Here is a 24968-nt window from a genome sequence, read left to right as displayed (position 1 = left end):
GCGCGGTCCCGATGATCGAGATCGAGTCCGTCGACAAACACTTCGGCGCCCTGCACGTGCTCAAGGACATCAACCTCACCGTCCCGAAGGGTCAGGTCGTGGTCATGCTGGGCCCGTCGGGGTCCGGCAAATCCACACTGTGCCGGACCATCAACCGGCTCGAGCCCATCGACTCCGGCACCATCAAGATCGACGGTGCGCTACTCCCCTCCGAGGGGCGGGGCCTGGCGAACCTCCGCGCCGAGGTCGGCATGGTGTTCCAGTCGTTCAACCTCTTCGCCCACAAGACGATCCTCGACAACGTGACGCTGGGCCCGCTCAAGGTCCGCAAGATGAACAAGGCCGACGCGGAGAAGCGGGCGCTCGAGCTCCTCGACCGCGTGGGCATCGTCGCGCAGAAGGACAAGTACCCCGCCCAGCTGTCCGGCGGTCAGCAGCAGCGCGTGGCGATCGCCCGCGCGCTCGCGATGGGGCCGAAGGTCATGCTGTTCGACGAGCCGACCTCGGCGCTCGACCCCGAGATGGTCAACGAGGTCCTCGACGTCATGGTCGGCCTCGCCAAGGACGGCATGACGATGGTCTGTGTGACCCACGAGATGGGCTTCGCCCGTAAAGCCGCGGACCGGATCCTGTTCCTCGCGGACGGCCAGATCGTCGAGGACACCGACCCCGAGTCCTTCTTCACCGCGCCGAAGTCCGACCGGGCGAAGGACTTCCTCGGCAAGATCCTGGGGCACTGATGACATCACCTATCGCTACGAGGCCACGACGGTGGCGGGTCGTGATCGCCGCCGCAGCCGCAGTCGCCGTCACGCTCCCCCTCGTCGCCGCGTGCGGCACGACCACTCCGCGCAGCCTGCTGACCTCCATCAAGAGCGGTGAAGTGGTACTCGGCACCAAGTACGACCAGCCCGGCCTCGCCAATCGGAACCCGGACAAGTCCCACTCCGGCTCCGATGTGGCCGTCTCCGAGTTCGTCGTCAATCAGATCGCGAAGAACAACGGCTGGGCCGCCCCGAAGATCACCTGGAAGGAGACCCCGTCTCCCCTGCGAGAGAGGATGATCGAGAACGGCGAGGTCGACATGATCGCCGCGACCTACTCGATCAGCGCGGCGCGCGCCAAGAAGGTCGACTTCGCCGGACCGTACCTGACCACCTACCAGGCACTGCTGGTCAGTAAGACGACGTCCAACCCGATCCGCAGCCTCGAGGACCTCAACTCGGGCCGCAAGCTGTGCTCGGTGTCGGGCTCCACCTCGGCGATCAACGTCAAGGCCGCGCTGCCAAACGTCCAGCTGCAGCAGTACGACGGGTACGCATCCTGCGTCGAGGGCGTGCGCCGCGGCGTGCTGGACGCGCTCACCACTGACGCCACGATCCTCGCCGGCTTCCAGGCCAAGTACCCCGGGGAATTCGACATCGTCCCGATGACCTACCCGAAGGACGTGACCCTGACCAGCAGCACGGGCGCGAAGACGGAGAAGAAGAGGGGCGACCAGTTCTCCACCGAGCGGTACGGCATCGGCCTGCGCAAGGGCGACACCGACGCGCTCCGCGAGGCGAACAAGGCGCTGCGCCAGATGATGCTCGGCGACGAAGCGGCTGCCGCTTACGATGCGGAGGCGATCCCGGCGCGACCGACCTGCGTGGTCCCTGCAGCACTGGTCAGCAAGTACACCGAGCTCGCCTACGCGAATCCCGGCAACGAGTTGTTCACCGCGCTGCGCAAGAACCTCGGCGAGTACGCGGACACGATGATCGACCAGGGGCGGCCCGTCGGCGGTGGCAAGCCGAAATCGGTCCTCATCGCGATCCCCGGAGACCAGTCCTGGCTGCTGCCCGACACGAACGGAAACGTCAAGATCACCGTGGACGGTAAGAGCGTGACGGTACCCAAGACCGATCCGCAGGCGCAGTGCACGAAGGTAGGTGCGTAGAACATGTGGGAAGACCTCGGGCCACAGCTGTGGCCGGCGTTCTGGGTGACGATCAAGTTGACGTTCTGGTCCGCCATCGGCGCGACCATCTGGGGCACGATCCTGGCGGGTATGCGGGTCTCCCCCGTTCCGGCCATGCGGATGTTCGGCACCTGGTACGTCAACATCGTCCGCAACACGCCACTGACGCTCATCGTCTTGTTCCTGTCGCTCGGCCTGTACCAGAACATGGGCCTCGCGCTCGCCCCCGATAACGCGAACTTCACGGACAACAACAACTTCTGGCTCGCAGTGGTCGGCTTCGTGGCCTACACAGCGACCTTCGTCTGTGAGACCCTGCGGTCTGGCTTCAACACCGTGCCGCTCGGCCAGGCCGAAGCCGCACGCTCACTGGGACTGAACTTCACCCAGGTCTTCGGACTGATCGTGCTGCCGCAGGCCGGCCGCGCCGTCATCGCCCCGATGGGCAGCGTCCTCATCGCGCTCACGAAGAACACCACGATCGCCTCGATCATCGGCGTCGGCGAGGCGGCGTTGCTGATGAAGGAACAGCAGGAACTACACAGTGACCAGCTGATCCCGATCTTCCTAATCTTCGCGGCGGGCTTCATGATCATCACTCTGTTGGAGGGTGCCGTGTTCGGCTACTTCGCGAAGCGACTGGCGGTGAAGCGATGAGTGCCAAGTCGACCTCGACGGTCCTCTACGACGCCCCGGGCCCCAAGGCCCGCATACGCAACAACATCATCGCGCTGGTCTTCGTTGTCGTGATCGTCGCGATCCTCGCGTGGATCGTCACCGTGCTCGCTGGCAACGGGCAGTTCGAGCAGGAAAAGCTCGAGCCCTTCGTCAACAAGAACTACTGGGGCACGTACATCCTCCCGGGCCTGTGGGGCACGTTCAAGGCCGCGATCGCCTCGATCATCCTGGCGATGATCATGGGCGCATTCCTCGGCATCGGTCGCCTCTCGGACCACCGCTCCGTGCGGTGGGTGACCGGAGCGCTGGTCGAGTTCTTCCGAGCCATCCCGGTGCTGATCCTGATCACCTTCCTGTACATCGTCTTCGGCACATACCACGTCTTCAACTCCGACTACATGGCATTCTTCGCCGTGGTCTTCGGCCTGACGCTGTACAACGGCTCGGTGATCGCCGAGATCCTCCGCTCCGGCATCAACTCGCTGCCGACGGGCCAGTTCGAGGCCGCGAAGGCGTTGGGCCTGCGCAAGTCGCAGACCATGCGGCTGATCCTGCTCCCGCAGGCCGTGGCCGCGATGCTCCCCGCGCTGATCTCGCAGATGGTGATCGCGCTCAAGGACAGCGCTCTCGGCTACACGATCGGCTACGTCGAGGTGGTCAAGTCCGGCATCCAGGCCGGTAACGAGTGGGGCAATGTGATCCCCTCGCTGATCATGGTGGCGATCATCATGATCGCCATCAACTTCGCCCTCTCCGCACTTGCCTCGAACATCGAGAAGAACCTGCGCGAGGGACGCAAGAAGAAGCTGATCGTGGACGCGCCGCTCCCAATGCCCGAGCCGGGGCTCATGTCCAAGGAGGTCCTGGAGACCACGCATCCCGACCCGAAGCACAAGGATCTGCGACAGGACTACGGCGACTGACCGCCGTGCTCCCGAGATCCGCCGCGCGTCGGAGCGCGGCCACGGCACTGGTGACGGTGCTCGTGGCCGCGCTCTGCGCGTGTTCGGGGCCGTCACCGCGGAATCTGCTGTCCTCGATCGACGACGGTGTCGTGCTCATCGGGGTGAAGGTCGACCAGCCCGGGCTCGGGCTGCGCGGGTCCGACGGTGCGCTGTCCGGCTTCGACATCGACGTGGCGCGGTACGTGATCCGAACGGTGGCCGCGACTCGCGGCAAGACCGAACCGAGGATCACCTGGCGCGAGACGCCGTCGTCGCAGCGCGAGCAGCTCATCGACAACGGCGAAGTGGACGCCGTCGTCGCCTCGTACTCGATCGACGGTGCCCGCGCCGGTGCGGTCGGTTTCGCCGGTCCGTACCTCGTGACCCGGCAGGGACTGCTCGTGCGGCGCGACGAGTCGGCGATCAGCACCGTCTCGGACCTGGGTCGCGATCGGTCTCTGTGCTCGGTCGCCGGGTCGACATCGGCTCGTGCGGTGAAGACCCTGCTCCCCGGTGTACGGCTCGTCGAGTTCGACACCTATTCGGCGTGCGTGGACGCGTTGGCGCGCAAGAACGTCGATGCTGTGACGACCGACGAGGTGATCCTGGCCGGCTTCGCCGCGCAGCGACCCACCGCCTTCCGGCTCGTCGACATGAGCGTGCCCAAGGACAGCTGCATCGACGGGCGGCTGCGGACCGCCGGCGCACCGTTCGCGGTCGAGCGCTACGGCATCGGGCTCGGCCGCGACGATTCCGCGGCCCGCGACGCCGTCAACGCGGCCCTGCGGACGATGTTCGAGAGCGGCGAATGGGAACGGTCGCTCCGGCGCGCGGTCGGCGATGAGGAAGCCGCGCGCACCCTCGACCGAGACGGCGGCGCCGGGGAGTCGCTCGCCCGGATCGGCGACCTCTCGTTCCTCTCCGCGACGAACTCCCCCTGCGCCGCTCGCTGAGCTCAGAGGTACGGACTCGTGAGCAACTCGATGCCGTGGCCCGCGGGGTCGCGGACGTAGACCCCGCGGCCGCCGTGGCCGTGGTTGATGCGGCCCGGCTCCTTCCAGAACGGATCCGCGGCGTGGTCCACGCCGCGCTCGGTGATGAGCGCGTACGCCCGATCGAAATGCTCGTCGTCGAGCAGGAACGCGTAGTGCTGCGGTTGGATGTCGATCGGCGGCGCCGCGATCTGCAGGAGAACACCGTCCTCGATCTCGAGATTGGTGAACGGGCCCCAGGACTCGATGGGCTTCGCCTCGAGGTAGTCGCGGTAGAACGCCGCCGATTCCTCGCTGTTCGTCGCGAAGACGATGGTGTGGTTGAAACGTGCTGACATGGAATCTCCTTCGGGTGGGTTCGGTGAGGTGTTCGTCCGTACCCGCCCGGTGGTGACCGCGCCGTCAACCGTTCGCCGGATCACCCATCTGTGCGTGGCCCGAGGCCGTTCCGGCAGTCATGCGAGCGACCATACCCGCTGCCGATCCCCCAGGTCGAGCCTCGGTCACGGTGCCTTGCTGATCGCCAGCGAGGCGAACGCGACGGCGCGATCGCACTCGATCACGTTGCCCGGGGAGGGATTGGTCGACGATGCGATCGTCGCAACGATCGATTCTTCCGACCGGAACACCGCGAGGCAGTTATCGTTCTCCGCCGCCACAGCGAGGGACCTACCGCGAACAGTGCGATCGGTCTGCCAACGAAGGGTCGCCATGTAGCGCTTGTACTCTTCGAGCGTCATCTCCCGGCCGACGATCTGCGAGTACCCCAATCCGCCTCGAGAAAGGGTGTAAGCCTTGTCTCGCCAATGGCAGCCACGGTAATTCGCGGAGTCCACCTTGGCAGCGTCGCGGATCGTGCTGGGATCAATGTTGAGCGCGCGTAGCTCATCGTCGGCATATGCAGTACAGGGTTCAAAACTAGTGCCGTCGGTGCGATCGTTCGTGCGGTCCTTGATCGTCGGTGTAAATGGCAAGGGTTTAGGCGACGTGCGGGATGCTCCACCCGCGACGGGATCGCCTGGGATCGTGACGCTGCATCCACTCCCGACGACAGCGACGGCCAGCGCCAGGGCCAACGCAACCGACTTCATGAGTGTCCAATCACCCGGTTGATCTGCTCTTCGCTCGCACCCTCGGTGCGTAGGATCCAGCGGCCGATCTCGCGGTATGACTCTGCCATCGAACGGGCCTCGGCAGCCTGGGCGACGAAGGTGTTGCGTATTGATCGCTCATGGTCGACAACGCCGAGTCGAATGTTGTAGGTGGCCGCCTCGCCTTCTACGGTCGGACCGAGGAAATTCTGGGTTCCCACGTTGTACACGTCCCTCGCGGCCTCGATGAGCCGATCAGCGTGCCGCTCGAGTGCCCGAGCCAACTCCTCCTGCGGATTCCCGTCGGACACCATCGAGGGACGATCGTTGATCCCCTCCCGCGCAGCCTCGATGAGCTCGGTCATTTCCCCGCCCGCCATGGCATCCCCTTGCTGTCGAACCGTCCGCACAGACGTCTCTATGAATTGGACGCACCAAGTCGACGATCGGTTCCCAGCTCATCACGCAGCGAAGCCCCCGGAGTGATCTCCGAGGGCTTCACTTCGCTGGGGATCACTCCCCTGGTCTCTTCGCACGGCCTCAGCCGCGGTCGGCGTCGGCCTTCTCGCGGACGGCGTCCAGTACCACCGACATGGCGAGCGACGGATGGTAGCCACGGCGGCCGAGCATCCCGACCAGCCGCTGCGTGAGCTTGTCGCGCTCCGCCCGGTCTTCCGGGACCTCAACGCGAGCGAGCTTGCGCTCCACCAGCTCTGCGGCCCGTTCCCGCTCGTCCTCGCGACTGACGGTGTCGAGGGCCGCTGATGCCTCCTCCGCGCCGACGCCCTTGCTGCGCAGCTCCTGCGCCAGCGCACGCCGGCCGCGGCCGGAGAACTGATGCCGCGACTGCACCCACCGCTCCGCGAACGCAGCGTCGTTGATGAGGCCCGCGGCGACGAACTTGTCGAGCATCCGCTCGGTGAGCTCCTCGTCGAACCCCTTCTTGGCGAGCTTCGCCCGCAACTCCGCCCGGGAATGGTCCCGCATGCCCAGCGCTCGGTAGATCAGGTCCCGGGCGAGCGCCTCGCGCTTCGCCGGGTCCTGTTCGACCTCCCTCTGCCGCCGCGGTTCCCCGTCACCGTCGTCCGTGGACCGTCGACGACCTCGCCGACGGCCCCGGGACACGACCTCGTCGTCCGAGTAGTCGGACATCGCGGCCTAGAAGTCGACGGGCGCCGGCGCGATCTCGTCGGCATCGACGGTGATGTCCGCACCTACGCCGAGCTTCTCCTTGATCCGCTTCTCGATCTCGTCGCGGACGTCGGGGTTCTCGAGCAGGAACTTGCGGGCGTTCTCCTTGCCCTGGCCCAGCTGGTCACCGTCGTAGGTGTACCAGGAGCCCGACTTGCGGATGAAGCCCTCGTTGACGCCCATATCGATGATCGAGCCCTCGCGGCTGATGCCCTGGCCGTAGATGATGTCGAACTCGGCCTGCTTGAACGGCGGCGAGACCTTGTTCTTGACGACCTTGACGCGAGTACGGTTACCGACCGCGTCGGTGCCGTCCTTGAGGGTCTCGATGCGGCGCACGTCCAGACGCACCGACGAGTAGAACTTCAGCGCCTTACCACCCGTGGTGGTCTCGGGCGAGCCGAACATGACGCCGATCTTCTCGCGCAGCTGGTTGATGAAGATCGCGGTGGTGCCCGAGTTGTTCAGCGCGCCCGTCATCTTGCGGAGCGCCTGGCTCATGAGGCGGGCCTGCAGGCCGACGTGGCTATCGCCCATCTCGCCCTCGATCTCGGCCTTGGGCACCAGGGCCGCCACCGAGTCGATGACGATGATGTCGAGCGCGCCGGAGCGGATCAGCATGTCGGCGATCTCGAGCGCCTGCTCACCCGTATCCGGCTGCGAGACCAGCAGGGCATCGGTATCGACACCCAGCTTCGCGGCGTAATCGGGATCGAGAGCGTGCTCCGCATCGATGAACGCCGCGATGCCGCCGTTGGCCTGCGCCTCCGCGACCGCGTGCAGCGCCACCGTGGTCTTACCCGAGGACTCCGGGCCATAGATCTCGATGACGCGGCCGCGCGGCAGGCCGCCGATACCCAGCGCCACGTCCAGCGCGATGGAGCCGGTGGGGATCACCGCGATGGGCTGACGCACCTCGTCTCCGAGGCGCATGACGGAACCCTTGCCGTAGTTCTTGTCGATCTGCGCGAGGGCCAGCTCGAGGGCCTTGTCGCGATCCGGTGCCGCAGGTGCCATGGGACTCTCCGTCCTTCGGGCCGGAGCGGGGAAGACGCTGCCGGCGCTGGGTTCTTCAGTTGCCACGGACGTTAGAGGGACCCACTGACAAGTTTTCGCATCCCCATCGGATGCGCGCCCTGCCGGCTCGCTCTCGCGTCGAACACCACCGACTATAGGCGAACGACCGTTCGAAGCAAGTATCGAACGCGCGACACGCCGCCGGGGACCGCACACGGCGTCGAAGACAGGGAGACGATCACCTCCGAGCTGCGGTTCCGCCAGTCAGGACGAAGCGCCCGGGGGTCGTCCCGACCATCGACTTGAAGTGACGGTTGAGGTGCGACTGGTCGTGGAAGCCCGCCTCCACCGAGACCTCCGCCGGCGCCCCGCCGGCCAACAGCATCCGCCGCGCCACCTCGACCCGCCGCCCGATGAGGTACCGGTGCGGCGGCAGCCCGAACTCGCGGGAGAACTCCCGGACCAGGTGCGTCGGGTCCACGTGGAGCGTACGTCCCGCCTCCTCCAGTGTGATCCCGTCGCGGACGCGGCCGTCGAGCAGCTCGCGCAGGGAGTGCGCGACGGATCGGTTCCGCGGCGCTCGCGCCGACTCGGGATTCCCGTCGAGGTGCCACTGCAGTCGTTCGACGATCAGCGCCAACCGGCTCGCCGCTTCGAACTCCTCACCCGGCGCCGCGAGCGCGCGGTTGAGCCGATCGACCCGCTGCCGCAGCGGCCCGTCGAGCAGAGTGGGCCTGCCGACGGCGCGGCCGATCCCACGCAGCACCCCCGCCTCCAGGTAGATCACGCGCTTGTCGAACCCGCCCGAGGTCAGGCTGTGGCCGTCGTGCGCGACGTGCGGCGGCAGCAGCGTCACCGACCGCGTCGACGAATCGCAGCGCTCACCGTCGAGTTCGTAGCCGATGCGGCCACGATCGACCGTGAGCAGGGTCCAGACCTCGTGCGTGTGCATCGGGTAGGCGTGCGCCTCGAAGTGCGCGCGGAAGACCTCGGCGATCCCCTCGACGCCGGGCCGCCACGCGACGCTCGTCTCCGCGGACATCCATCAAGTATGTACAAGACTCCGGCCCTTGACGGCGGCGACGCTGGAGGCATGACCGAGACGATCCGATTCGACACCAAGATCGCGGTGCTGCTCCGCGACGACCTGGCCACCTGGCAGCGACTGAACGTCACGGCCTTCCTCGTCAGCGGCATCGCAACGGCGACACCGGAACTGATCGGCGAGCCCTACGCCGACGCCGACGGCACCGAGTACCTCCCACTGTTCCGCCAGCCCGTCCTGGTGTTCGAGGGCTCGACGGAGAACCTCCGCAGCGCGCACGAACGAGCCGTCGTCCGTGCGGTGCACCGCGCCGGTCTCGACCTCGTCGGGACGGCCGTGCACGGCCCCAGGAACGCGGTGGACCACATCCTCAAAGGCGCGCACATGCACCCGTGATCGCATCGACCGCTCAGCAGTCACCCCGTCACGGGGAGCTTGATGACCTTGTCCGTGAAGAAGCTCCCGTAGGCGTACACGTTCCCCGCACCGTCGACGGCGACTCCTTGGACGAACACCCCGGTAGGAGAGGTCGGTCGCAGAACCGTCTGCACGGTGCCGCGCGCCGGCAGCGCCAGGATCCGCCCCTTTCCATCGGTCGCATCGTCCGCGACGTACACCGTGCCGTCCCGATCCACCGCCATGCCCTTGATTTCACTGATATCCGTGAAGGGCAGCGGAGTCGGTTTCGCAGCTCCGGGTTCCAACGACATCACTCGGAATCCCTGGTCGCGGCCGTATGCGGCGTAGACGGTGCCGTTCGGCCCGGCCGCCAAGTGTTGGATTCCCCGTCCGTCGAACGGAAGGTGCGTCGGCTCCGTCACGCCCGCGCGGAACACCGTGACGCCGCCCTCGGCGCGGCTGCCGTCGCCGACATAGACCGTTCCGGAATCATCGACCGCAACCCCACGCGCCTGCACATCCTGCGGCCGCACATCATTTCCGAATCGAAGCTTCTCGGCTCGCGATGCCCCTTTGCGGAGCACGTACGCGGACTTTCGATCCACGAGGTACACCGTGCCCGCCCGGTCGACCGCGATATCCGACGGAACCGTCTCGGGAAGACCTGTGAACGGCAGGACCACCGAGGCACTAGCGCCAGGCGCGAGCGAACGCACAACGGCCGGCAACGTTTTCCCTCTCTGACCGATCATCAAGTAGGAGAGATAGACGGTCCCCGACTGATCGACCGCAATGCTCTGCGGGAGCTCGTCGACCGATTCCTTGGGGAACGGCAGACCGATCTGAGGACCGAAGGTGTGGACTTTCCCCGGCTGCACAGCAGCTCTTCCCGGCGTCCCCTGCGAACCTGTGAACGCGAGGACCCCGACCACGACGAGAACGACCACGACCGCGGCGGAGCCTGATGCGATGACCCACCCCCTCCGCCACCACGGCGGGGCAGTACCAACTTCGGGAATGCCGGCCTCGTCCACTGCATTCACCGCGGGAACGCTCGACTCAAGAGTTCTGGGCTCCGCAGCGAGAGCCGGGCCCACCGGTGCCGTGATCGTCACTGCCCGCCGCGCGTCGCACCACCGGCCCGTGGACACCACAAGAGCGAGCACGATCGCCGCCACACCGAAGACGGCGATGGGCCCGACCACGAGTGAGATCCGCCCCAGCGCCCTCGCCGGATGACTCGAAATCCGCGTGACCGCATACGCGAGACCGACCATCAGCAGGATCACCACCGACCACGACACGACGATGACGATCCTGCCCGCGTGCCGCCGACGAAGGAGCATGACCCCGCCGAGGACGAGCCCCACGGTCACCAGCGCAGAAAGAACTGCCCCGACAGCGGAGACGACGTGATCGTCGGACAATCCGCCCACCACGCCGGCTACGGTCGTCACCGCGAAGGGCAGCGCGCCGACGAAGCTCAGCACCGACGCGGCGATCGCCGCGCCGCCGGACGGCGGCGGAAGGGCCACGCCAGTGGCCAACGCGTCGTTTGCCGGAGCCGCGGTCTTCGACGGGGGCCGGATCACCACCCAGTACGCCAGGAGCACGATCACCACCGCGAAGAGGCATCGCGCGATGACGCTTCCGATACCCGAACCGACGTCGGTGACCTCGACGGACGTCACGTCCTGCATCGCCGTGTGGATCCGATCCCACACGCGACTACTGAGTACGTACATCGCGATGACCGCGAGCACCTGCACCGCGCAGGTCACCGCGATGATCGCGCGCCCCACGGGCTTCCGGCGCAGCAACACGACCCCGCCGGTCACGAACCCGACCGCGATCACCACCGCCAGCACAGCGTTGACCACGTTCAGCGTGCTCAGCTCACCGATCGCGGCCCGCGCGTCTTCGGGGAGTCGGTCTCCGACATCGGAGACCGAGCTGTCGACGAGCGACTTCGCGACGACGTTCAGAGCGACGGTCAGGACACCACCGATCGCCATGACGAAGCACAGCGCCGCGGCCACGACGTCCGACGTCGCACGACCCTCACGCGCAGCCGGCGGACCCGGTTCCACCGGCACGTCACGATCCCCCACAGAATGCATTCTTGCAATCTAATCGTTTCGGCACCCGCGCGGAACCACGCCCAGAACGACGGTGGCCGCCCCTCGGAAACGAGGGACGGCCACCGTCGAACAGGGAACTGCGCCTACCAGCCCAGCGTCTCCAGCTGCGCCTGCACCGCGGCGCGGTACTTCTCGACGTTGTCGGTCTTGATCGACTCGTAGCCGCGGACCATGTCCGGCAGCTCGGCGAGGGCGACGACCTGCTCACGCTGGTCCTCGACCACCCGGCCGCCCTCGGCGGCCGCGATCATCAGACCCACCAGCGCGCGGTACTCGGCGACGAGCGTGCGCTCCATCTTCCGCATCTCGGTCATGCCGAAGAAGTCGAGCTTGGTGCCGCGCAGGCGCTTCATCTTCGCCAGCGTCTTCATGCCCGGGTTCACCCACTCGCCCAGCGCGAGCTTGTTCTTCAGACCCATCTCGCGCAGCGTCGGCGGATGCAGGCGGATGGCCTTCTTGGCATCGGCACCGAACTCGTCCGCCACCGTCGCCGCGAAGCCCGCGTCCTGCGACAGGCGGGCGACCTCGTACTCGTCCTTGTAGGCCATCAGCTTGTGCAGGTTGTGCGCGACCGCGGCGGTGAGATCCTCCGAACCCCAGGACTTCTCGGCACGGAACACCCGCGCGACATCGTCCATGTAACGCTCGGCGTAGGCCTTGTCCTGGTACGCGACCAACTCGTCGACGCGCAGCGCCACCTGGCGCAGCACCTCGGGCGAGGCACCGTCGAGCTTGGCGGCCTGCGCCGACGCGTACGCGCTCGCCGCGACCGGAGCGGGCAGCGGATGCAGCGCATCGATCGCGGCCTGGACGCCGGCCGGATCGGAGACCGACTGACGGCCGCGACGGAAGGCCTGCAGGTTCTTCTCCACGGCCACGCCGTTGAGCTCGATGGCGCGCTCGAGCGACGCCGAGCTGATCGGCAGCGCACCCGTCTGGAACGCGGCGCCCACCATGAACAGGTTGGCGTACTGCTCGTCGCCGAACAGCTGCAGCGTCAGGTCGCCCGGATCGAGGTAGACGGTGCGCAGCGACGCCCGGTCGATCGCCTGGTGGATGCTCCGCGTGTCCGGGTATCCCACGGACGTGTCGATCACCATCTGGCCCGTGGGCACCTCGGTGGTCGAGACGATCGAGGTGGTGCGCTCCGGTGAAGCCACCTTGAGGTTCGCCGGGTCGACACCGACGAGGCTGTCGCAGGACAGGTACACGTCGCAGTCGCCGGAGGCGACCTTCGCGGCCTGGTCGACGTACGTGGCGGAGACCTTGATGTCCGAGACCACGGCGCCGCCCTTCTGCGCCATGCCGGTCATGTCGACGGTGCGCGCGGAGTGGCCGTCGAGCACGGTGGCGGTGGCCATGATCTGCGAGACCGTGACCACGCCCGTGCCGCCGATGCCGGTGACGCGGATGGCCATGCCGTCCGCCTCCCGCCGGGCCTTCTTCGGCTGCGGGATCGACTCGGCCGAGATGTCGGGCACCGACTTGCGGACCTTGCCCTGCGAACCGGGCGTGACCGTCACGAACGACGGGCAATCGCCCTTGAGGCACGAGAAGTCGAGGTTGCAGGAGCTCTGATCGATCCGCGTCTTGCGGCCGAACTCGGTCTCGACGGGGTGCACGGACAGGCAGTTGCTCTTCTGGCCGCAGTCGCCGCAGCCCTCGCACAGGCGCTCGTTGATCACCACGCGCTGGTTCGGCGTGGGGTACTTGTCGCGCTTGCGCTTACGCCGCTTCTCGGCGGCGCAGTACTGGTCGTGCACGAGGACCGTGACGCCCGGCACTTCCGCGAGCTCGCGCTGCACGTCGAGCATGTCGGCGCGATCGCGCACCTCGATGCCCTTCGGCAGGCCCACCGCGGTCTGCTTCGGGTTGTCGGAGGTGACGATGATCTTGGCGACCCGCTCGGCCTGCAGCAGTGCGCAGATCTGCGGGAGGGACATCTGGCCCACCGGGTCCTGGCCGCCGGTCATGGCGACGGTGCCGTTGAACAGCAGCTTGTAGGTGATCCGCTCCCCCGAGGCCACCGACTGGCGCAGCGCCAGCGAGCCCGAGTGCATGAACGTGCCGTCGCCGATGTTCTGCACGAAGTGCTTCTCGTCGACGAAGGGCGCCATGCCGACCCACTGCGCGCCCTCGCCGCCCATCTGGCTGACGCCGGTCACCTCGCCCACCTGCTGCGGGTCCATGAGCAGCACCATCGCGTGGCAGCCGATGCCGGCGCCGACGAGCGTGTCGTCGGTGACCTTGGTGGAGGTGTTGTGCGGGCAGCCGGAGCAGAAGTACGGGCTGCGCGCGGCGAGCGGCAGCTCGATCCGGGTGCGCACCTGCGCCTTCCGATCGAGCCAGTCCTTCGCGGCGGCCACACCGTGGACGCGCGAGAGCCGCGCGGCCAGACCGCGGGAGACCGAGTCCACATCCAGCTCGCCGAAGCGGGAGAACAGGGTGGAGCCGTCCTCGTGGGTCTTGCCCACGATGTTCGGCGCACCCGGGTGGCGGAAGAGGATGTCGCGCATCATCGTCTCGAGGAAGTCGCGCTTCTCCTCGACCACGATCACCTCGTCGAGACCGTCGATGAACTCGTGCATGATCTGCCGCTCGAACGGGTAGACCATGCCCATCTTGAGGATGCGGATGCCGAGGCCGTTGAGCTCGTCGTCCCCGATGCCGATGAGCCGCAGCGACTCCCGCACGTCCAGGTAGGTCTTGCCGGCGCAGACGATGCCGATCCGGTCGTCGCTCGAACGCACCGTGATCCGGTTGAGCCGGTTGATCCGGGCGTACTCCGTGGCACGCGGCATGCGGACCGTGAGCTGGTTCTGCTCGAGCTCCATGAGCTTCGCGCCGAGCAGCTGACCCGACGGGACGTGCGGGCTGGTGCCCAGGTCCCCGTAGACGGGCAGGATGCGGTCGGGGTGCACGTCGGCGGTCGACGAGCCGTCCGCGACGTGCGCGGAGATCTTCAGCGAGGTCCACAGCCCGGAGACGCGGGACATGATCGCGGCGTGCACGCCCAGATCGAGGATGTCCTGCGAGTCCGCCGGGTACAGGATCGGCATGTACAGGTCGGCCAGCGCCATCTCGGAGGCGCAGGGCACCGTCGAGCTCTTGGCACCCGGATCATCGCCGACGAGCGCGACCGCGCCGCCCGTGGGGTGGGTGCCGATCATGTTGGCGTGCCGCAGCGCGTCGGTCGCGCGGTCGAGACCGGGCGCCTTGCCGTACCAGTAGCCGGTGACGCCGTCGAGGCCGCGGGCCAGATGCCCCACCTGCGCGGCGATCTGGGAGCCCATGACGGAGGTGGCGGCGAGCTCCTCGTTGAGCCCCGGCCGGTGCACGGTGTCGAAGTCCTGGAGGTACTTGCCGCGCTTGGCGATCTCGAGGTCGTAGCCGGCCAGCGGCGAGCCCTCGTAGCCCGAGATGAACGAGCCGGTCTTCAGGTTCTGCCGGCGGTCGAGGCGGGCCCGGTCGCGCACCATGCGGACGAGCGCCTGAATGCCCGTGAGGTAGATCGTGCCCTCTTCACGCGTGTACCGATCATCCAGCGAGAAGGACTGCACGGCGGCCGACTGCCCGCCCCGAGGGTCCGCGTCGTGCTGACCTTCGGCGGCCTCACCGGCGGTGCCGGGAAGCTTGTCGATCGGCGAATTGGCGTCAAGGGTCACTGAAACCACCGTGCTTTCTCTCAATGCGCCTGCTCCAGGGGTGTCGGAACGCAGCGCGGGCTGTGTCGGTAGTCACAGCCTAACGTCTGATGCGGCAGATTTCACAGCCGTCTCCGCAGACTCGCCGTGGGCGCACCGGATCACGGGGCACGGGCCGATACCCTCAGTGATCGTGAACCTCCGAACCGCCCGGATCGCCGCCGTCGTGACCGGCCTGCTCGGCCTCGTGCTGGCGATCGCCACGCCGCTGCTGCCGATCAAGCAGACCGCCGTGACGATCGACTGGCCGCAGTCCGGCTCGCTCGCGCCGGTCACGGCACCGCTGACGATGTACAAGCCGCTCGAGGTCGACCTGACCGTGCCGTGCGCGGTCGCGGCGGCGGCACCGTCGGGCAAGGAGACGGTGCTCGCGGCCACGACGCCCCCGCCCGCCGGGGACCGGGCGCGCACCGTCGGCCTGTTCGTGACGGTCGACGGCGAGGCGCTGACGGTCCGCTCGCGGGGCGCGCTGGTGGGTACCGTCCCCCGGGCCGACCTCGCGCACTGCGAGAAGGCCACGGTCTCGATCGACGCGGATCGCGCGGTCACCCTCATCGACGCGAAGCGGACCGAGGTGCCCGGTGACCTGCGCCCGCAGGTGGTCGGCGTCTTCTCGGACCTCCCGGCGGACCTGCAGGGCGCCAAGCCCTCGGCGCGCATCGACGTGGACTCGCGCTACACCTCCTCACCGTCGACGCTCAAGGGCGTCGCGATCCTGGTCGGCGTGCTGTGCGTGCTCATCTCGCTGTTCGCGCTCGCGCTGCTCGACCGCGCGGACGGCCGCCGCGGCACGCACCTCATCCCCCGACGGTGGCTGCACGTACGGCTCGCGGACGCGGCGGTGGTCGGCAGCCTGCTGGTCTGGCACATCATCGGGGCGCCCACCTCCGACGACGGCTACATCCTGGGAATGATCAAGGCCGCGCCGCACTCCGGCTACATGCCCGAGGTGTTTAGGTACTACGACGCCCCCTACGCGCCGTTCGGCATGCCCTTCTACGTGGTCTCGTGGATGGCGGAGCTGAGCGTGTCCAGCCCGTGGCTGCGCCTGCCCGCGCTGCTGTCCGGCATCCTGGCCTGGTTCCTGCTCTCGCGGGAGGTCCTGCCCCGACTGGGGCTCAGCAAGCGCCGCGCGCCCAAGGACTACTCCCGCGCACTGTGGGCGGCCGCCGCGGTCTTCACGCTGTTCTGGCTGACCTACAACCCCGGCCTGCGCCCGGAGCCGATCGTCGCCCTCGGCACCGTCGTCACCTGGTGCCTGGTGGAACGCACCGTCGCGACCCGCCGCCTGGCGCCCGCGGGCGCGGGGTTGGTCGTGGCGGGCCTGACGCTCTCGGCCGCCCCCACCGGCAGCTTCGCCTTCGTGGTCTTCCTCGTGGCGGCGGCGCCGCTGTGGAAGGCCGTCCGGTCCCATGTCTCGGTCAACGGGTGGGCCGCGTCGCTGCTGCCGCTGGCCGCGGCGGGCGCGTCGGTGCTGTACCTGATCTTCGCCGACCACGGCCTGATCGAGATGTTGCAGTCCACGAAGCTGCTCGGCGATGTCGGCCCGAGCGAGCAGTGGCACCGCGAGATCATCCGGTACGAGGCCCTCTTCCAGCAGAATCCCAACGGCTCGGTGGCCCGACGGTTCGCCATGCTCGCCATGTTCCTCTCCGCCGCGCTCACCGCGACACTGCTGCTGTGGCGCCGCCGGATCCCCGGCATCGCGTCCGGTCCCGCGCGGCGGGTGGTCGCCGCGATCGGCGTCTCACTCCTGGTGATGGCCTTCAACCCGACCAAGTGGACGCACCACTTCGGGGCGTTCGCGACGCTCGGCGCCATGGCCGCGGCGGTCGCGGTGGTCGCCGTGCGGCCGCGTGCGATCCGGCGCCCGCAGTTCAGCCTGCTCGTCCTCGCGGCGACGGCCGCCTGCGCGACGCTCGCCTTCGAGTCGACCAACGGCTGGTTCTACCCCGGCAACTTCGGCATCCCGTGGGGCGGCACCGAACCCGTGGTGGCAGGGATCAAGCTGGCGAACCTCTTCGGGGCGATCACGGTGGCGCTGCTGCTCGCCGCTCTCGTGGTGCACGTGACGGGATGGACCCCGCGCCTGCCCGACATCGGCGGGCGCCTGCCCGGGTTCGCCACGCCGATCACGCTGGTCGCCGTCCTCATCCTCGCGATGATCGGGGCGACCAACGCCGCGTCGATCATGATCCAGCACCCGGCCTACTCGTACGGCCAGCAGAACCTGCGCTCGCTCGCCGGGAACCCGTGCGGCATGGCCGACGAGGTGCTGGTCGAACGCGACGCCACCGCCGGCGTCCTCACCCCGCTCGGGAACGCCCGCGACCCGCTGGTCGGCGAGCAGAACGCGAACTTCACACCGAACGGCATCGCGGGTAGCTTCTCGTCGAGCTCGCGCGGCGCGGCCGACCTGGTGCGTACCGGCGACGCCGACAACACCCCGTCGAACACCGGCGGCACCGGCGGCGGCACGCTGGAGCGGCCCGGCGTCAACGGCTCGACGGCGGCCCTGCCCTTCGGTCTGGACCCGGCGCGGGTCCCGATGGTCGGCAGCAGGCAGACCGGCGTGCAGCGCTCCGCGAACGCCACCTCGAGCTGGTACGCCCTGCCCGCGGGCGGGGTCGACCGGCTGCTGACGATCAGCGTCGCCGGCCGGTTCGGCCCCGCGGACCTGCAGCTCGAATTCGGCACGGGCACAGCTGCGATCACGCCCGCCGGGATGGTCATCCCGATCGACATCGGCCCCGCCCCCGCGTGGCGCAACCTGCGCGTACCGTCGGCGATGATCCCGCGGGGCGCCACCGCGGTCCGCGTCGTCGCGAACATCACGGCACCGTCGGAGAACACCTGGGTGGCCTACACGCCGCCGCGCGCTCCGAAGCTCGAGACGATGCAGCAGTTGCTCGGCGACGACCCGACCCTCGTCGACTGGGGTGCCGGCATCGGCTTCCCCTGCCAGCGGCAGTGGCAGGAGAACGGCGGCGTCGCGGAGCTGCCGAAGTGGCGGATCCTGCCCGAGCGCGACCTCGCCGCCGCGGCGACCACGACGTGGGAGGGCGGCGACGCCGGCGGCCCGTTGGGCTGGGCGCTCCTGCTCGCCACCGCGCAGACGGTGCCGACCTACCTGAACAACGACTGGGGCCGGGAGTGGGGCGCGCTGGAGCGGTACGTGCCGTACGTCGACGCGCCGGCCGCGCAGCTGAGCCGCACGGACGTCAGCCGGTCCGGCCTGTGGTCGCCGGGGAAGACGCCGCAGCAGAAGTAGCTACCAGCGGGCCTTGGGAACGTCGGGGTCGGAGCAGAGGGCACGCGCCCAGCGCGACCCCGGTTACCAGCGGGACCGGGGAACGTCGAACTCGGAACAGAGGGCACGCGCCCAGCGCGACCCCGGTTACCAGCGGGACCGGGGAACGTCAGGGTCGGAACAGAGGACACGCGCCCAGCGCGACCCCGGTTACCAGCGGGACCGGGGAACGTCGAACTCGGAACAGAGAGCGCGCCACACGTCCCGCGGGTCCGCGCCGGATTCGATGGCCTGATCTCCGGTGGCACCGAAGGCCGCGAGGCGGTGGTCGCTCATGAGGGTGTCGCCGCGGAGGGTGCCGAACTCGGCGTAGAGCAGTTCGCGGAAGTCGGTGAGACGCACCGGACCAGGCTACCGATGCACAACCGTCTCGCACACCACCACCGGGTCGGCCACGCGGTGCGCACTGCGCGCGGCAGCGCGGGCGGCGCGCGCGAACGACGGATCGTCCAGGACGCGCCGCACACCGTCGCGGATCGCCTCCGGCGTCGCGGGCCGGACCACCACGCCGCTCCCCTGCCGCACGACGCGGTTCGCGAGCTCCCATTGGTCGCCGCCACCAGGGACGACCACGACGGGCCTCCCGGCGGTGAGCGCCTTGGTCAGCATGCCGTGCCCGCCGCCGCAGACCACGGCGTCGGCCTGCGCGACGAGCCGGTCCTGCCGGCCGAATCCACTGGCGACCCACGGCTCACCGTCGAAGACGGGCGGGTGCAGGCCGCTGACCGCGACCCGCACGCCGGCCCCCCGGAGCCCGTCGACGGCGACCTCCGCCAAGTTCTGCTCGCCCGTCGCCGCGGTCGACGGTGCCACCATCACGACCGGCCCGGAGCCCTCGGGGACGGGGCATCGCGCGTCGGTCGGCTCCAGGGTGAGCGGCCCGACGAGGTGCGTGTGCGCCGGCCAGTCGGGGCGCGGCAGCTCGAGGGCGGGGATGGTGGCGACGAGCCGGCCGTCGGGTCCGGGATCGGGCGGGGGCAGGCCGATCCCAGCGCGGGCGGCCTCCCGTTGGCGCCGGCCGTTGCGCAGGTCGCGGGCGGTGAACGCGCGGAGCACGGCGTCGCGCAGGTGTTCGCGGGGCGTCCGCGCGGGGGCGAGACCGGATCCGATCGGTGGCAGGCCCTTCGAGGACAGGTACAGCGGGTGGGGGCTGAGTTCGAGCCACGGCAGGCCGAGCAGCTCGGCGGCCATGCCGCCGCCCGGGGTGAGGATGTCGGCCACCACCAGATCGGCGCGGAACTCCTGGATACGTGGCAGCACGCACGTCCCGATGTACGCGGCGCGGGCGTGGATCTTCGAGCCCGCGTCCTCGTCGTCGTCGCCGGGGCGCGCGGCCAGGCCCGGCAGCTCGCGGGTGTCGACGCCGTACCGGGCTCCCACCTCCGACCACTGCCGGCCCGTGAACACGACCGGCACGTGGCCGGCGCCGATCAGGCGGAGGGCGAGGGCGAGGCCGGGCAGTGCATGCCCGGCCTCGGATCCCGCGACGATCGCTACGCGCACCCGTGCTCCTCCCGCGACGGCGGGCTGCCGGGTACGCCGCACGTTAGAACGTGCTGGTGGTCTTCTTCCCGGATCCCAGCCACTTGACCACAGTGACGATACCGATGACGACGAGCGCGATGATCGCCAGCGGGAACAGGGACTTGATGATCGCCGAGGCCACCATCAGGGCGAGCCAGATGACGACGATGGCGCCGAGGATCTTCCAGAACATTGCGAGCACCTTTCGAGGATTTCCGTGGAGGTCTTTCTTCTTCCACCATGCCCCCGTCGGTGCCGAAAGTCACCCTCTGAACAGGGGTTTCAGGGAGATTTGGGGGTTAACCCCGAGGGCGGGTCACCAGGTGTGCGGATCCGGCACGGCAGGCAGCGCCGCGATGCCGTACGCCCAGGCCCGCAGCCGTTCCGCGGTCTCCTGCAGGCGCGGCGTGGCCATGCTGAGCTCATCGAACCGGGCGGGCGAGCCGAGCGACCCGCGTGCGGCGGCGACCGTCGTCGCGGCGGACCGGACCATCTCGCGGTACGCATCGACGCCCTCGTCCAGGCTGGCGCGCCCCTCGTCGAAGGTCTCACGCAGGTACGCGGCCGACCCGCCGCCCCCGGCGACGACCCGCTCGAGATCAGCCAGTTGTTCCGCGTAGGACGCGATGGCGTCGGCCGAGGCCTCCGCGTCGTCGTCGAGTTCACTGAGCGCATCGGGCGGCAGGGCCCCGGACCGCGACAGCACGGCCATCAGCGCGAGGAACTCCTGCTCCGACTCGGCGAGGGCGCGCACCGGCTTGTACAGCGCCGACGAGCCGGCCGGCAGGGTGCGCCGCGCATAGGTGCGCGGCGGGGCCGGGGTGCGGCGCAGGCGCCGCAGCTTCCGGACGGCGTAGGCCGCGGGGACGGCGATGACCGCCGTGACCGCGGTCGCGGTGCCGCCCACGACGGGGGCCGCGGTGGCGAAGCCGCCCACGGCGACCACCGCCGACGTGGAGGTGGTCGCGGCCCACCCGTTCACGGTGTGCCGGGCCTTCGTGATCGACCGTTGGTGGGCGGCCTTGGGATCCTTCCGGCGGGCCGCCCTGTCGCGCGCCTCGTCGGCCGCGCGGGCGGCGGTCTCCATCGCCGCGGACGCCGCCGTGATCGCCGAGGCGGCCATCCGACCAGCAGAGGCCGCCACCGCCGAGAAGTCGGTGCGGTAGCGGCCTCGCTGGTCAGTCATGGTTCCTCGTCGGTTCAGGGCTTCTGCAGGTTCGGGTTCGGCACCTGCTGCGGGGCCTGCGGCGCGGGCGCCGCCTGCGGGGCCGCGGGAGCGCCGGCGATCTGACCGCTGGCCTGCATGGACGCGCGGATCTGCTCGAGGCGCGAGTGGCCCGCCATCTGGACCGTGGCCTGCTGGACCTCGGCCATGCGGCCCTGGACCGAGTTCTGCGCGAGCTCGGTGGAGCCGAGGGCGTTGGCGTAGCGCCGCTCGATCTTCTCGCGGACCTCGTCGAGGTTCGGCGTGTTGCCCGGCGCGGCGAGCTGGCCCATCTGGTTCAGCGACGCGGAGACCTGCTCCTGCATCTTGGCCTGCTCCAGCTGGCTCAGCAGCTTGGTGCGCTCGGCGAGCTTCTGCTGCAGCTGCATCGCGTTCTGCTCGACGGCGCGCTTCGCCTGGCCGGCGGCCTGGAGCGACTGGTCGTGCAGGCCCTTGAGGTCCTCGACGCTCTGTTCGGCGGTCACGAGCTGCGCGGCGAAGGCCTCGGCGGCGTTGGTGTACTCGGTGGCCTTGGCGGCGTCACCCGCAGCGGTCGCCTGGTCCGCCAGCTGCACCGCCTGGCGCGTGTTGGCGGACAGCTTCTCGACCTCCGCCAGCTGGCGGTTCAGCTTCATCTCCAGCTGGCGCTGGTTGCCGATGACCGCCGCCGCCTGCTGCGACAGTGCCTGGTGCTGCCGCTGCGCGTCCTCGATCGCCTGCTGGATCTGGACCTTGGGATCGGCGTTCTCGTCGATCTTCGCGTTGAACAGCGCCATCAGGTAGCGCCACCCCTTGACGAACGGGTTAGCCATCGTCAGTTCTCCTCCGCCTCGATGCGTTCATCGCCGAATCATCGTCCGGCCGTCCGGCGACGCCGGACTCGTGCTTACCAATCTATCGGGTATTCGGTCCGGCGCGCCGCCCTGATCCGCGGGTCCGGGGAAATCCCCGAATCCGCGGATCGCCCGTCTCAGGGTCAGGCAGCGGCAAGAGCGGGCGCCGGGATCACCATCGTGGGGATCGGGCGCATCGACACACTCGCCTGAGCCACCACGTCGGCCACCTCGACGGCCAGCGCGCCGCAGATCGCGGCCAGCAGTTCGCTGGACGCCTCCTTCTGGCCGCGCTCGACCTCCGACAGGTAGCCGAGACTGACCTGTGCCGACGACGACACGTCACGCAGTGTGCGACTCTGGCGGACCCGCGTCTTCCGCAGGTTCTCCCCGATCGCCTCGCGAAGCAGTAGAGCCATGCTCACCTCCGTCTTGATCTTGTCCAGTCAACGCCGGAGGGGCCCGGATGGTTCCCGGTTCGCGCAAACCCGTTCCGTCATCTCCCGCACGGCCGCGTCGACCGCCCCGCGCCGGACCGCGGCGCGGTCACCGTCGAGCGCGAGCGTGGTGACGGTCGTGCCGGACGGCCCGGAAATCCCCAGGTGGACGGTGCCGACGGGCACGCCGTCCTGCTCGGTCGGTCCGGCCACGCCGGTCAGCCCGACGCCCCAGTCCGCGCCGCAGCGCGACCGCGCACCGTCGGCCAGGGCACGTGCGGTGTCCGGATGGACGGGCCCGTTGCGCTCCAGATCGCCCGACGGTACGCCCGCGAGGCTCGCCTTGAGATCGGTCGCATACACGATGAGGCCGCCGCGGAGCACTGCGCTGGCGCCGGGGACGTCGGCGATCGTGGCGGCGAACAGTCCGGCGGTGAGGGACTCGGCGGAGGCGACGGTCTGGCCGCGCTCGGCGAGCGCGGCGACCAGGCGGTCGGCGCTATGCGCGGCCACGCCACCAGCTGATCAGATAGTCGACGCCCGTCGCGACGGTGACGATGAGCGCCGCGCCCATCGCGACCTGGCTGGGCACGTCCATCCAGCCCGGCAGGGGCATGAGGTACAGGCCGATCGCGATGGTCTGCAGTAGGGTCTTGAGCTTGCCGCCTCGGCTCGCCGGGATGACTCCGTCGCGGATGACGGCGAACCGGAAGGCGGTGATGCCGAACTCCCGGGCCAGGATCACCAGCGTGACCCACCAGGGGAGTTCGGCGAGGACGGACAGTCCGACGAAGGCAGCGCCGGTGAGCGCCTTGTCCGCGATCGGATCCATGAGCTTGCCGAAGTCGGTGATCAAGCCGTAGCGGCGTGCGATCTGGCCGTCGATGCGGTCGGTGATCATCGCGACCGCGAACACGGCGAAGGCGATCCAGCGCCACAGCGTCGTATGGCCGCCGTCGACGAACAGGGCCGCCAGGAACACCGGCACGAGTACGATCCGGAGCACCGTCAACCCGTTCGCGACGTTGACGTTCGAAACAGGTGTGCTCGCGGGATGCTGCACGCCGTCCGTTGCACTCACGATGATCACCCTATCGGTACGCCGAATCCGCGGCCGTGCGCGCTACAGTTTCGTCCGTGACCACCGACCACGACGACGTGCTGCGCCGCGCCCGGACCTCCGACGTCCCCGGGATCAAGCGCCTCATCGACGTGTACGCGGGCAAGATCCTGCTCGAGAAGAACCTGGTGACCCTGTACGAGTCCGTGCAGGAGTTCTGGGTGTACGAGGTGGACGGCGAGATCGTCGGCTGCGGCGCGCTCCACGTGCTGTGGTCGGACCTGGGCGAGATCCGGACGCTCGCGGTGAACCCCACCGTGAAGGGACACGGGATCGGGCACAAGATGGTCGCGCGGCTGCTCGACGAGGCCCGGTCGCTGGAACTGCACCGGGTGTTCGTGCTGACCTTCGAGACCGAGTTCTTCGGCCGGCACGGCTTCCAGGAGATCGACGGGACGCCCGTGAGCGCCGAGGTCTACAACGAGCTGTGCCGCAGCTACGACGAGGGCGTCGCCGAGTTCCTGGACCTGTCGTACGTCAAGCCCAACACCCTCGGCAACACCCGCATGCTCGTGACGCTCTAACCCTGCCGGGGCGGATGACTCGGCGGTTGCTGCGGCGCCTGCGGGCGCTGCACCTGCTGCGGCCCGGGGTGCCACTGCCAGTGGCCCTGCTGGGGCTGCGGCGGGATCTGGGCGACCGGGCGGGGCGCCTGGGGTGCCCCGGGTCCGGGCCGGGTGTTCGACGATGCCGTGCGCGTGAGCAGCTCGAGGCCCCAGCCGATGAGAATCGGAATCGCCGTCGTGATCAGGAGCCACGGCACGACATTGAACATCCACTGGTCCACGCTGTCGGTGCGCGGGCCCATGGGGTCGCTCAACAGATCCACGATCACGTAGCGGTACAACGCCCACGTGACAAGGCTGATCGGAATCGACACCGACCACAGCCAACCACTTCGTCGCGCGATCCCCCATGCGGCCACGGCAGTGACCACGGACAGCGCGTCGAGCACGTCGTAGACGCCGGATGGCACCGCACCGTTCGAGTCGATCGACAGGGACAGGACAACGGTTCCCACCACTACGAGGAAGGAGAACGCCTGTAGCCCACCGCCGACGAGCTTTCCCATCGTCCCCCGCCCGACGACGAACAGATACACGACGAAGATGAAGTCGACGGACACCAGGCTGAGGAAGAACGCCCAGTGGTTGAAGGCACCCACTTCGCGCCACACGATCCGCACGAGAAGATTGGCGACGAGCACGGCACCGAACACGGCTGCCGATGCGATGGCGACCCCGGTCCCCGTCGGACCGGGCTTCGGAGGTTTCGGCCCGGCCGGAGAACCCACGGGAACGTAGGGCGGCATGCTCGGGCCCTGTTGCTGTCCGTACACGACTCCCCCGTTTCCGCCGGTCGTCACCGGCGCCGACGG

General features: G+C 69.0%; 25 protein-coding genes. 8 read left to right on the top strand and 17 right to left on the bottom strand.

What is annotated here, in order from left to right; genetic code table 11:
- Nucleotides 1-11: 11 nt before the first annotated feature.
- The 5 genes from AXK61_RS16915 to AXK61_RS16895 are packed head-to-tail and all read left to right on the top strand — an operon-like array spanning nt 12 to nt 4535.
- Nucleotides 12-740, top strand: coding sequence for an amino acid ABC transporter ATP-binding protein (locus AXK61_RS16915; RefSeq protein WP_068570645.1), 729 nt, complete (start codon nt 12-14; stop codon nt 738-740).
- A 41-nt stretch (nt 741-781) separates the two neighbouring features.
- Nucleotides 782-1939: a transporter substrate-binding domain-containing protein gene (locus AXK61_RS16910; protein ID WP_068746433.1), complete on the top strand. Its 1158-nt coding sequence runs from the start codon at nt 782-784 to the stop codon at nt 1937-1939.
- 3 nt (nt 1940-1942) lie between these two features.
- Nucleotides 1943-2617 carry an amino acid ABC transporter permease gene (locus AXK61_RS16905; protein WP_068746432.1) on the top strand — a complete coding sequence of 225 codons (675 nt, stop codon included), beginning with the start codon at nt 1943-1945 and terminating at the stop codon, nt 2615-2617.
- Nucleotides 2614-3561, top strand: a complete 948-nt coding sequence (locus tag AXK61_RS16900) for an amino acid ABC transporter permease (protein ID WP_068746431.1) — start codon at nt 2614-2616, stop codon at nt 3559-3561. Before AXK61_RS16905 ends, AXK61_RS16900 begins: the two co-directional genes overlap by 4 nt.
- 5 nt (nt 3562-3566) lie before the next feature.
- A complete protein-coding gene (locus AXK61_RS16895) occupies nt 3567-4535 on the top strand; it encodes a glutamate ABC transporter substrate-binding protein (protein ID WP_068746430.1) in 969 nt (322 codons plus the stop codon).
- Nucleotides 4536-4537: 2 nt separating this feature from the next.
- Here the strand turns inward: AXK61_RS16895 and AXK61_RS16890 are convergent, their stop codons facing one another.
- The 6 genes from AXK61_RS16890 to AXK61_RS16865 all read right to left on the bottom strand — a co-directional run bounded on the left by AXK61_RS16890 (nt 4538) and on the right by AXK61_RS16865 (nt 8915).
- Nucleotides 4538-4912, bottom strand: a complete 375-nt coding sequence (locus AXK61_RS16890; protein ID WP_068746429.1) for a VOC family protein — start codon at nt 4910-4912, stop codon at nt 4538-4540.
- A gap of 165 nt (nt 4913-5077) precedes the next feature.
- Entirely contained in the window at nt 5078-5665 is a 588-nt protein-coding gene (locus AXK61_RS24495; RefSeq protein WP_082789402.1) for a DUF3558 domain-containing protein, read from the bottom strand.
- Nucleotides 5662-6030, bottom strand: coding sequence for a hypothetical protein (locus AXK61_RS16880; RefSeq protein ID WP_231855584.1), 369 nt, complete (start codon nt 6028-6030; stop codon nt 5662-5664). The genes AXK61_RS24495 and AXK61_RS16880 overlap by 4 nt, the downstream gene beginning before the upstream one ends.
- A gap of 175 nt (nt 6031-6205) precedes the next feature.
- Complete coding sequence (locus AXK61_RS16875; RefSeq protein ID WP_082789401.1) at nt 6206-6817, bottom strand: regulatory protein RecX; 612 nt, start codon at nt 6815-6817, stop codon at nt 6206-6208.
- Nucleotides 6818-6823: 6 nt separating this feature from the next.
- Nucleotides 6824-7873, bottom strand: coding sequence for a recombinase RecA (recA, locus tag AXK61_RS16870; RefSeq protein ID WP_068570532.1), 1050 nt, complete (start codon nt 7871-7873; stop codon nt 6824-6826).
- Between the two features lie 238 nt (nt 7874-8111).
- Complete coding sequence (locus tag AXK61_RS16865) at nt 8112-8915, bottom strand: helix-turn-helix transcriptional regulator (protein WP_068746426.1); 804 nt, start codon at nt 8913-8915, stop codon at nt 8112-8114.
- A gap of 51 nt (nt 8916-8966) precedes the next feature.
- Between AXK61_RS16865 and AXK61_RS16860 the strand changes: the two genes are divergently transcribed.
- Nucleotides 8967-9314 carry a DUF2000 domain-containing protein gene (locus AXK61_RS16860; RefSeq protein WP_068746425.1) on the top strand — a complete coding sequence of 116 codons (348 nt, stop codon included), beginning with the start codon at nt 8967-8969 and terminating at the stop codon, nt 9312-9314.
- Between the two features lie 20 nt (nt 9315-9334).
- Here the strand turns inward: AXK61_RS16860 and AXK61_RS16855 are convergent, their stop codons facing one another.
- Both AXK61_RS16855 and AXK61_RS16850 read right to left on the bottom strand, forming a co-directional pair.
- Nucleotides 9335-11437: an NHL repeat-containing protein gene (locus AXK61_RS16855; RefSeq protein ID WP_197466848.1), complete on the bottom strand. Its 2103-nt coding sequence runs from the start codon at nt 11435-11437 to the stop codon at nt 9335-9337.
- A gap of 104 nt (nt 11438-11541) precedes the next feature.
- Nucleotides 11542-15123: an indolepyruvate ferredoxin oxidoreductase family protein gene (locus AXK61_RS16850; RefSeq protein WP_068746423.1), complete on the bottom strand. Its 3582-nt coding sequence runs from the start codon at nt 15121-15123 to the stop codon at nt 11542-11544.
- 172 nt (nt 15124-15295) lie between these two features.
- Between AXK61_RS16850 and AXK61_RS16845 the strand changes: the two genes are divergently transcribed.
- Complete coding sequence (locus AXK61_RS16845) at nt 15296-18433, top strand: arabinosyltransferase domain-containing protein (RefSeq protein ID WP_231855583.1); 3138 nt, start codon at nt 15296-15298, stop codon at nt 18431-18433.
- Between the two features lie 189 nt (nt 18434-18622).
- Here the strand turns inward: AXK61_RS16845 and AXK61_RS16840 are convergent, their stop codons facing one another.
- The 8 genes from AXK61_RS16840 to pgsA all read right to left on the bottom strand — a co-directional run bounded on the left by AXK61_RS16840 (nt 18623) and on the right by pgsA (nt 23551).
- Nucleotides 18623-18814 (bottom strand): DUF3046 domain-containing protein, encoded by a 192-nt coding sequence (locus tag AXK61_RS16840; protein WP_068570537.1) that lies wholly within the window; start codon nt 18812-18814, stop codon nt 18623-18625.
- 9 nt (nt 18815-18823) lie between these two features.
- Entirely contained in the window at nt 18824-19975 is a 1152-nt protein-coding gene (locus AXK61_RS16835) for a glycosyltransferase (protein WP_068746422.1), read from the bottom strand.
- Nucleotides 19976-20018: 43 nt separating this feature from the next.
- On the bottom strand, nt 20019-20189 hold the full coding sequence (locus AXK61_RS25475) for a hypothetical protein (RefSeq protein ID WP_168545204.1): 171 nt from the start codon (nt 20187-20189) through the stop codon (nt 20019-20021).
- A 123-nt stretch (nt 20190-20312) separates the two neighbouring features.
- Entirely contained in the window at nt 20313-21182 is an 870-nt protein-coding gene (gene pspM, locus AXK61_RS16830; protein ID WP_156485722.1) for a phage shock envelope stress response protein PspM, read from the bottom strand.
- 14 nt (nt 21183-21196) lie between these two features.
- Complete coding sequence (gene pspA, locus AXK61_RS16825) at nt 21197-22012, bottom strand: phage shock protein PspA (RefSeq protein ID WP_068570540.1); 816 nt, start codon at nt 22010-22012, stop codon at nt 21197-21199.
- A gap of 164 nt (nt 22013-22176) precedes the next feature.
- Nucleotides 22177-22452 (bottom strand): helix-turn-helix domain-containing protein, encoded by a 276-nt coding sequence (locus tag AXK61_RS16820; RefSeq protein ID WP_068570541.1) that lies wholly within the window; start codon nt 22450-22452, stop codon nt 22177-22179.
- Between the two features lie 27 nt (nt 22453-22479).
- On the bottom strand, nt 22480-22983 hold the full coding sequence (locus AXK61_RS16815) for a CinA family protein (protein WP_068746420.1): 504 nt from the start codon (nt 22981-22983) through the stop codon (nt 22480-22482).
- The gene (gene pgsA / locus AXK61_RS16810) at nt 22970-23551 is read right to left on the bottom strand and encodes a CDP-diacylglycerol--glycerol-3-phosphate 3-phosphatidyltransferase (protein WP_082789411.1); all 582 of its coding nucleotides are present in this window, start codon (nt 23549-23551) and stop codon (nt 22970-22972) included. The genes AXK61_RS16815 and pgsA overlap by 14 nt, the downstream gene beginning before the upstream one ends.
- A gap of 80 nt (nt 23552-23631) precedes the next feature.
- On the opposite strand from pgsA, the gene AXK61_RS16805 reads away from it, so the two are divergent.
- A complete protein-coding gene (locus AXK61_RS16805; protein ID WP_068746494.1) occupies nt 23632-24114 on the top strand; it encodes an amino-acid N-acetyltransferase in 483 nt (160 codons plus the stop codon).
- Here the strand turns inward: AXK61_RS16805 and AXK61_RS16800 are convergent.
- Nucleotides 24111-24929: a hypothetical protein gene (locus AXK61_RS16800; RefSeq protein WP_156485721.1), complete on the bottom strand. Its 819-nt coding sequence runs from the start codon at nt 24927-24929 to the stop codon at nt 24111-24113. The genes AXK61_RS16805 and AXK61_RS16800 overlap by 4 nt on opposite strands.
- Nucleotides 24930-24968 lie beyond the last annotated feature (39 nt).

This window comes from Tsukamurella pseudospumae (assembly GCF_001575205.1).
GTDB classification, from domain to species: domain Bacteria; phylum Actinomycetota; class Actinomycetes; order Mycobacteriales; family Mycobacteriaceae; genus Tsukamurella; species Tsukamurella pseudospumae.
Note: the sequence above shows the minus strand (reverse complement) of the source record. Positions and strands in the feature narration are given on the sequence as shown.

Excerpts from the sequence above, each read along its gene's own strand:
- AXK61_RS16915 (WP_068570645.1), top strand. The coding sequence starts at position 12 with ATGATCGAGATCGAGTCCGTCGACAAACACTTCGGCGCCCTGCACGTG.
- AXK61_RS16905 (WP_068746432.1), top strand. The coding sequence starts at position 1,943 with ATGTGGGAAGACCTCGGGCCACAGCTGTGGCCGGCGTTCTGGGTGACG.
- AXK61_RS16900 (WP_068746431.1), top strand. The coding sequence starts at position 2,614 with ATGAGTGCCAAGTCGACCTCGACGGTCCTCTACGACGCCCCGGGCCCC.
- AXK61_RS16890 (WP_068746429.1), bottom strand. The coding sequence starts at position 4,912 with ATGTCAGCACGTTTCAACCACACCATCGTCTTCGCGACGAACAGCGAG.
- AXK61_RS24495 (WP_082789402.1), bottom strand. The coding sequence starts at position 5,665 with ATGAAGTCGGTTGCGTTGGCCCTGGCGCTGGCCGTCGCTGTCGTCGGG.
- AXK61_RS16880 (WP_231855584.1), bottom strand. The coding sequence starts at position 6,030 with ATGACCGAGCTCATCGAGGCTGCGCGGGAGGGGATCAACGATCGTCCC.
- AXK61_RS16875 (WP_082789401.1), bottom strand. The coding sequence starts at position 6,817 with ATGTCCGACTACTCGGACGACGAGGTCGTGTCCCGGGGCCGTCGGCGA.
- recA (WP_068570532.1), bottom strand. The coding sequence starts at position 7,873 with ATGGCACCTGCGGCACCGGATCGCGACAAGGCCCTCGAGCTGGCCCTC.
- AXK61_RS16865 (WP_068746426.1), bottom strand. The coding sequence starts at position 8,915 with ATGTCCGCGGAGACGAGCGTCGCGTGGCGGCCCGGCGTCGAGGGGATC.
- AXK61_RS16860 (WP_068746425.1), top strand. The coding sequence starts at position 8,967 with ATGACCGAGACGATCCGATTCGACACCAAGATCGCGGTGCTGCTCCGC.
- AXK61_RS16855 (WP_197466848.1), bottom strand. The coding sequence starts at position 11,437 with ATGCATTCTGTGGGGGATCGTGACGTGCCGGTGGAACCGGGTCCGCCG.
- AXK61_RS25475 (WP_168545204.1), bottom strand. The coding sequence starts at position 20,189 with ATGTTCTGGAAGATCCTCGGCGCCATCGTCGTCATCTGGCTCGCCCTG.
- pspM (WP_156485722.1), bottom strand. The coding sequence starts at position 21,182 with ATGACTGACCAGCGAGGCCGCTACCGCACCGACTTCTCGGCGGTGGCG.
- pspA (WP_068570540.1), bottom strand. The coding sequence starts at position 22,012 with ATGGCTAACCCGTTCGTCAAGGGGTGGCGCTACCTGATGGCGCTGTTC.
- AXK61_RS16820 (WP_068570541.1), bottom strand. The coding sequence starts at position 22,452 with ATGGCTCTACTGCTTCGCGAGGCGATCGGGGAGAACCTGCGGAAGACG.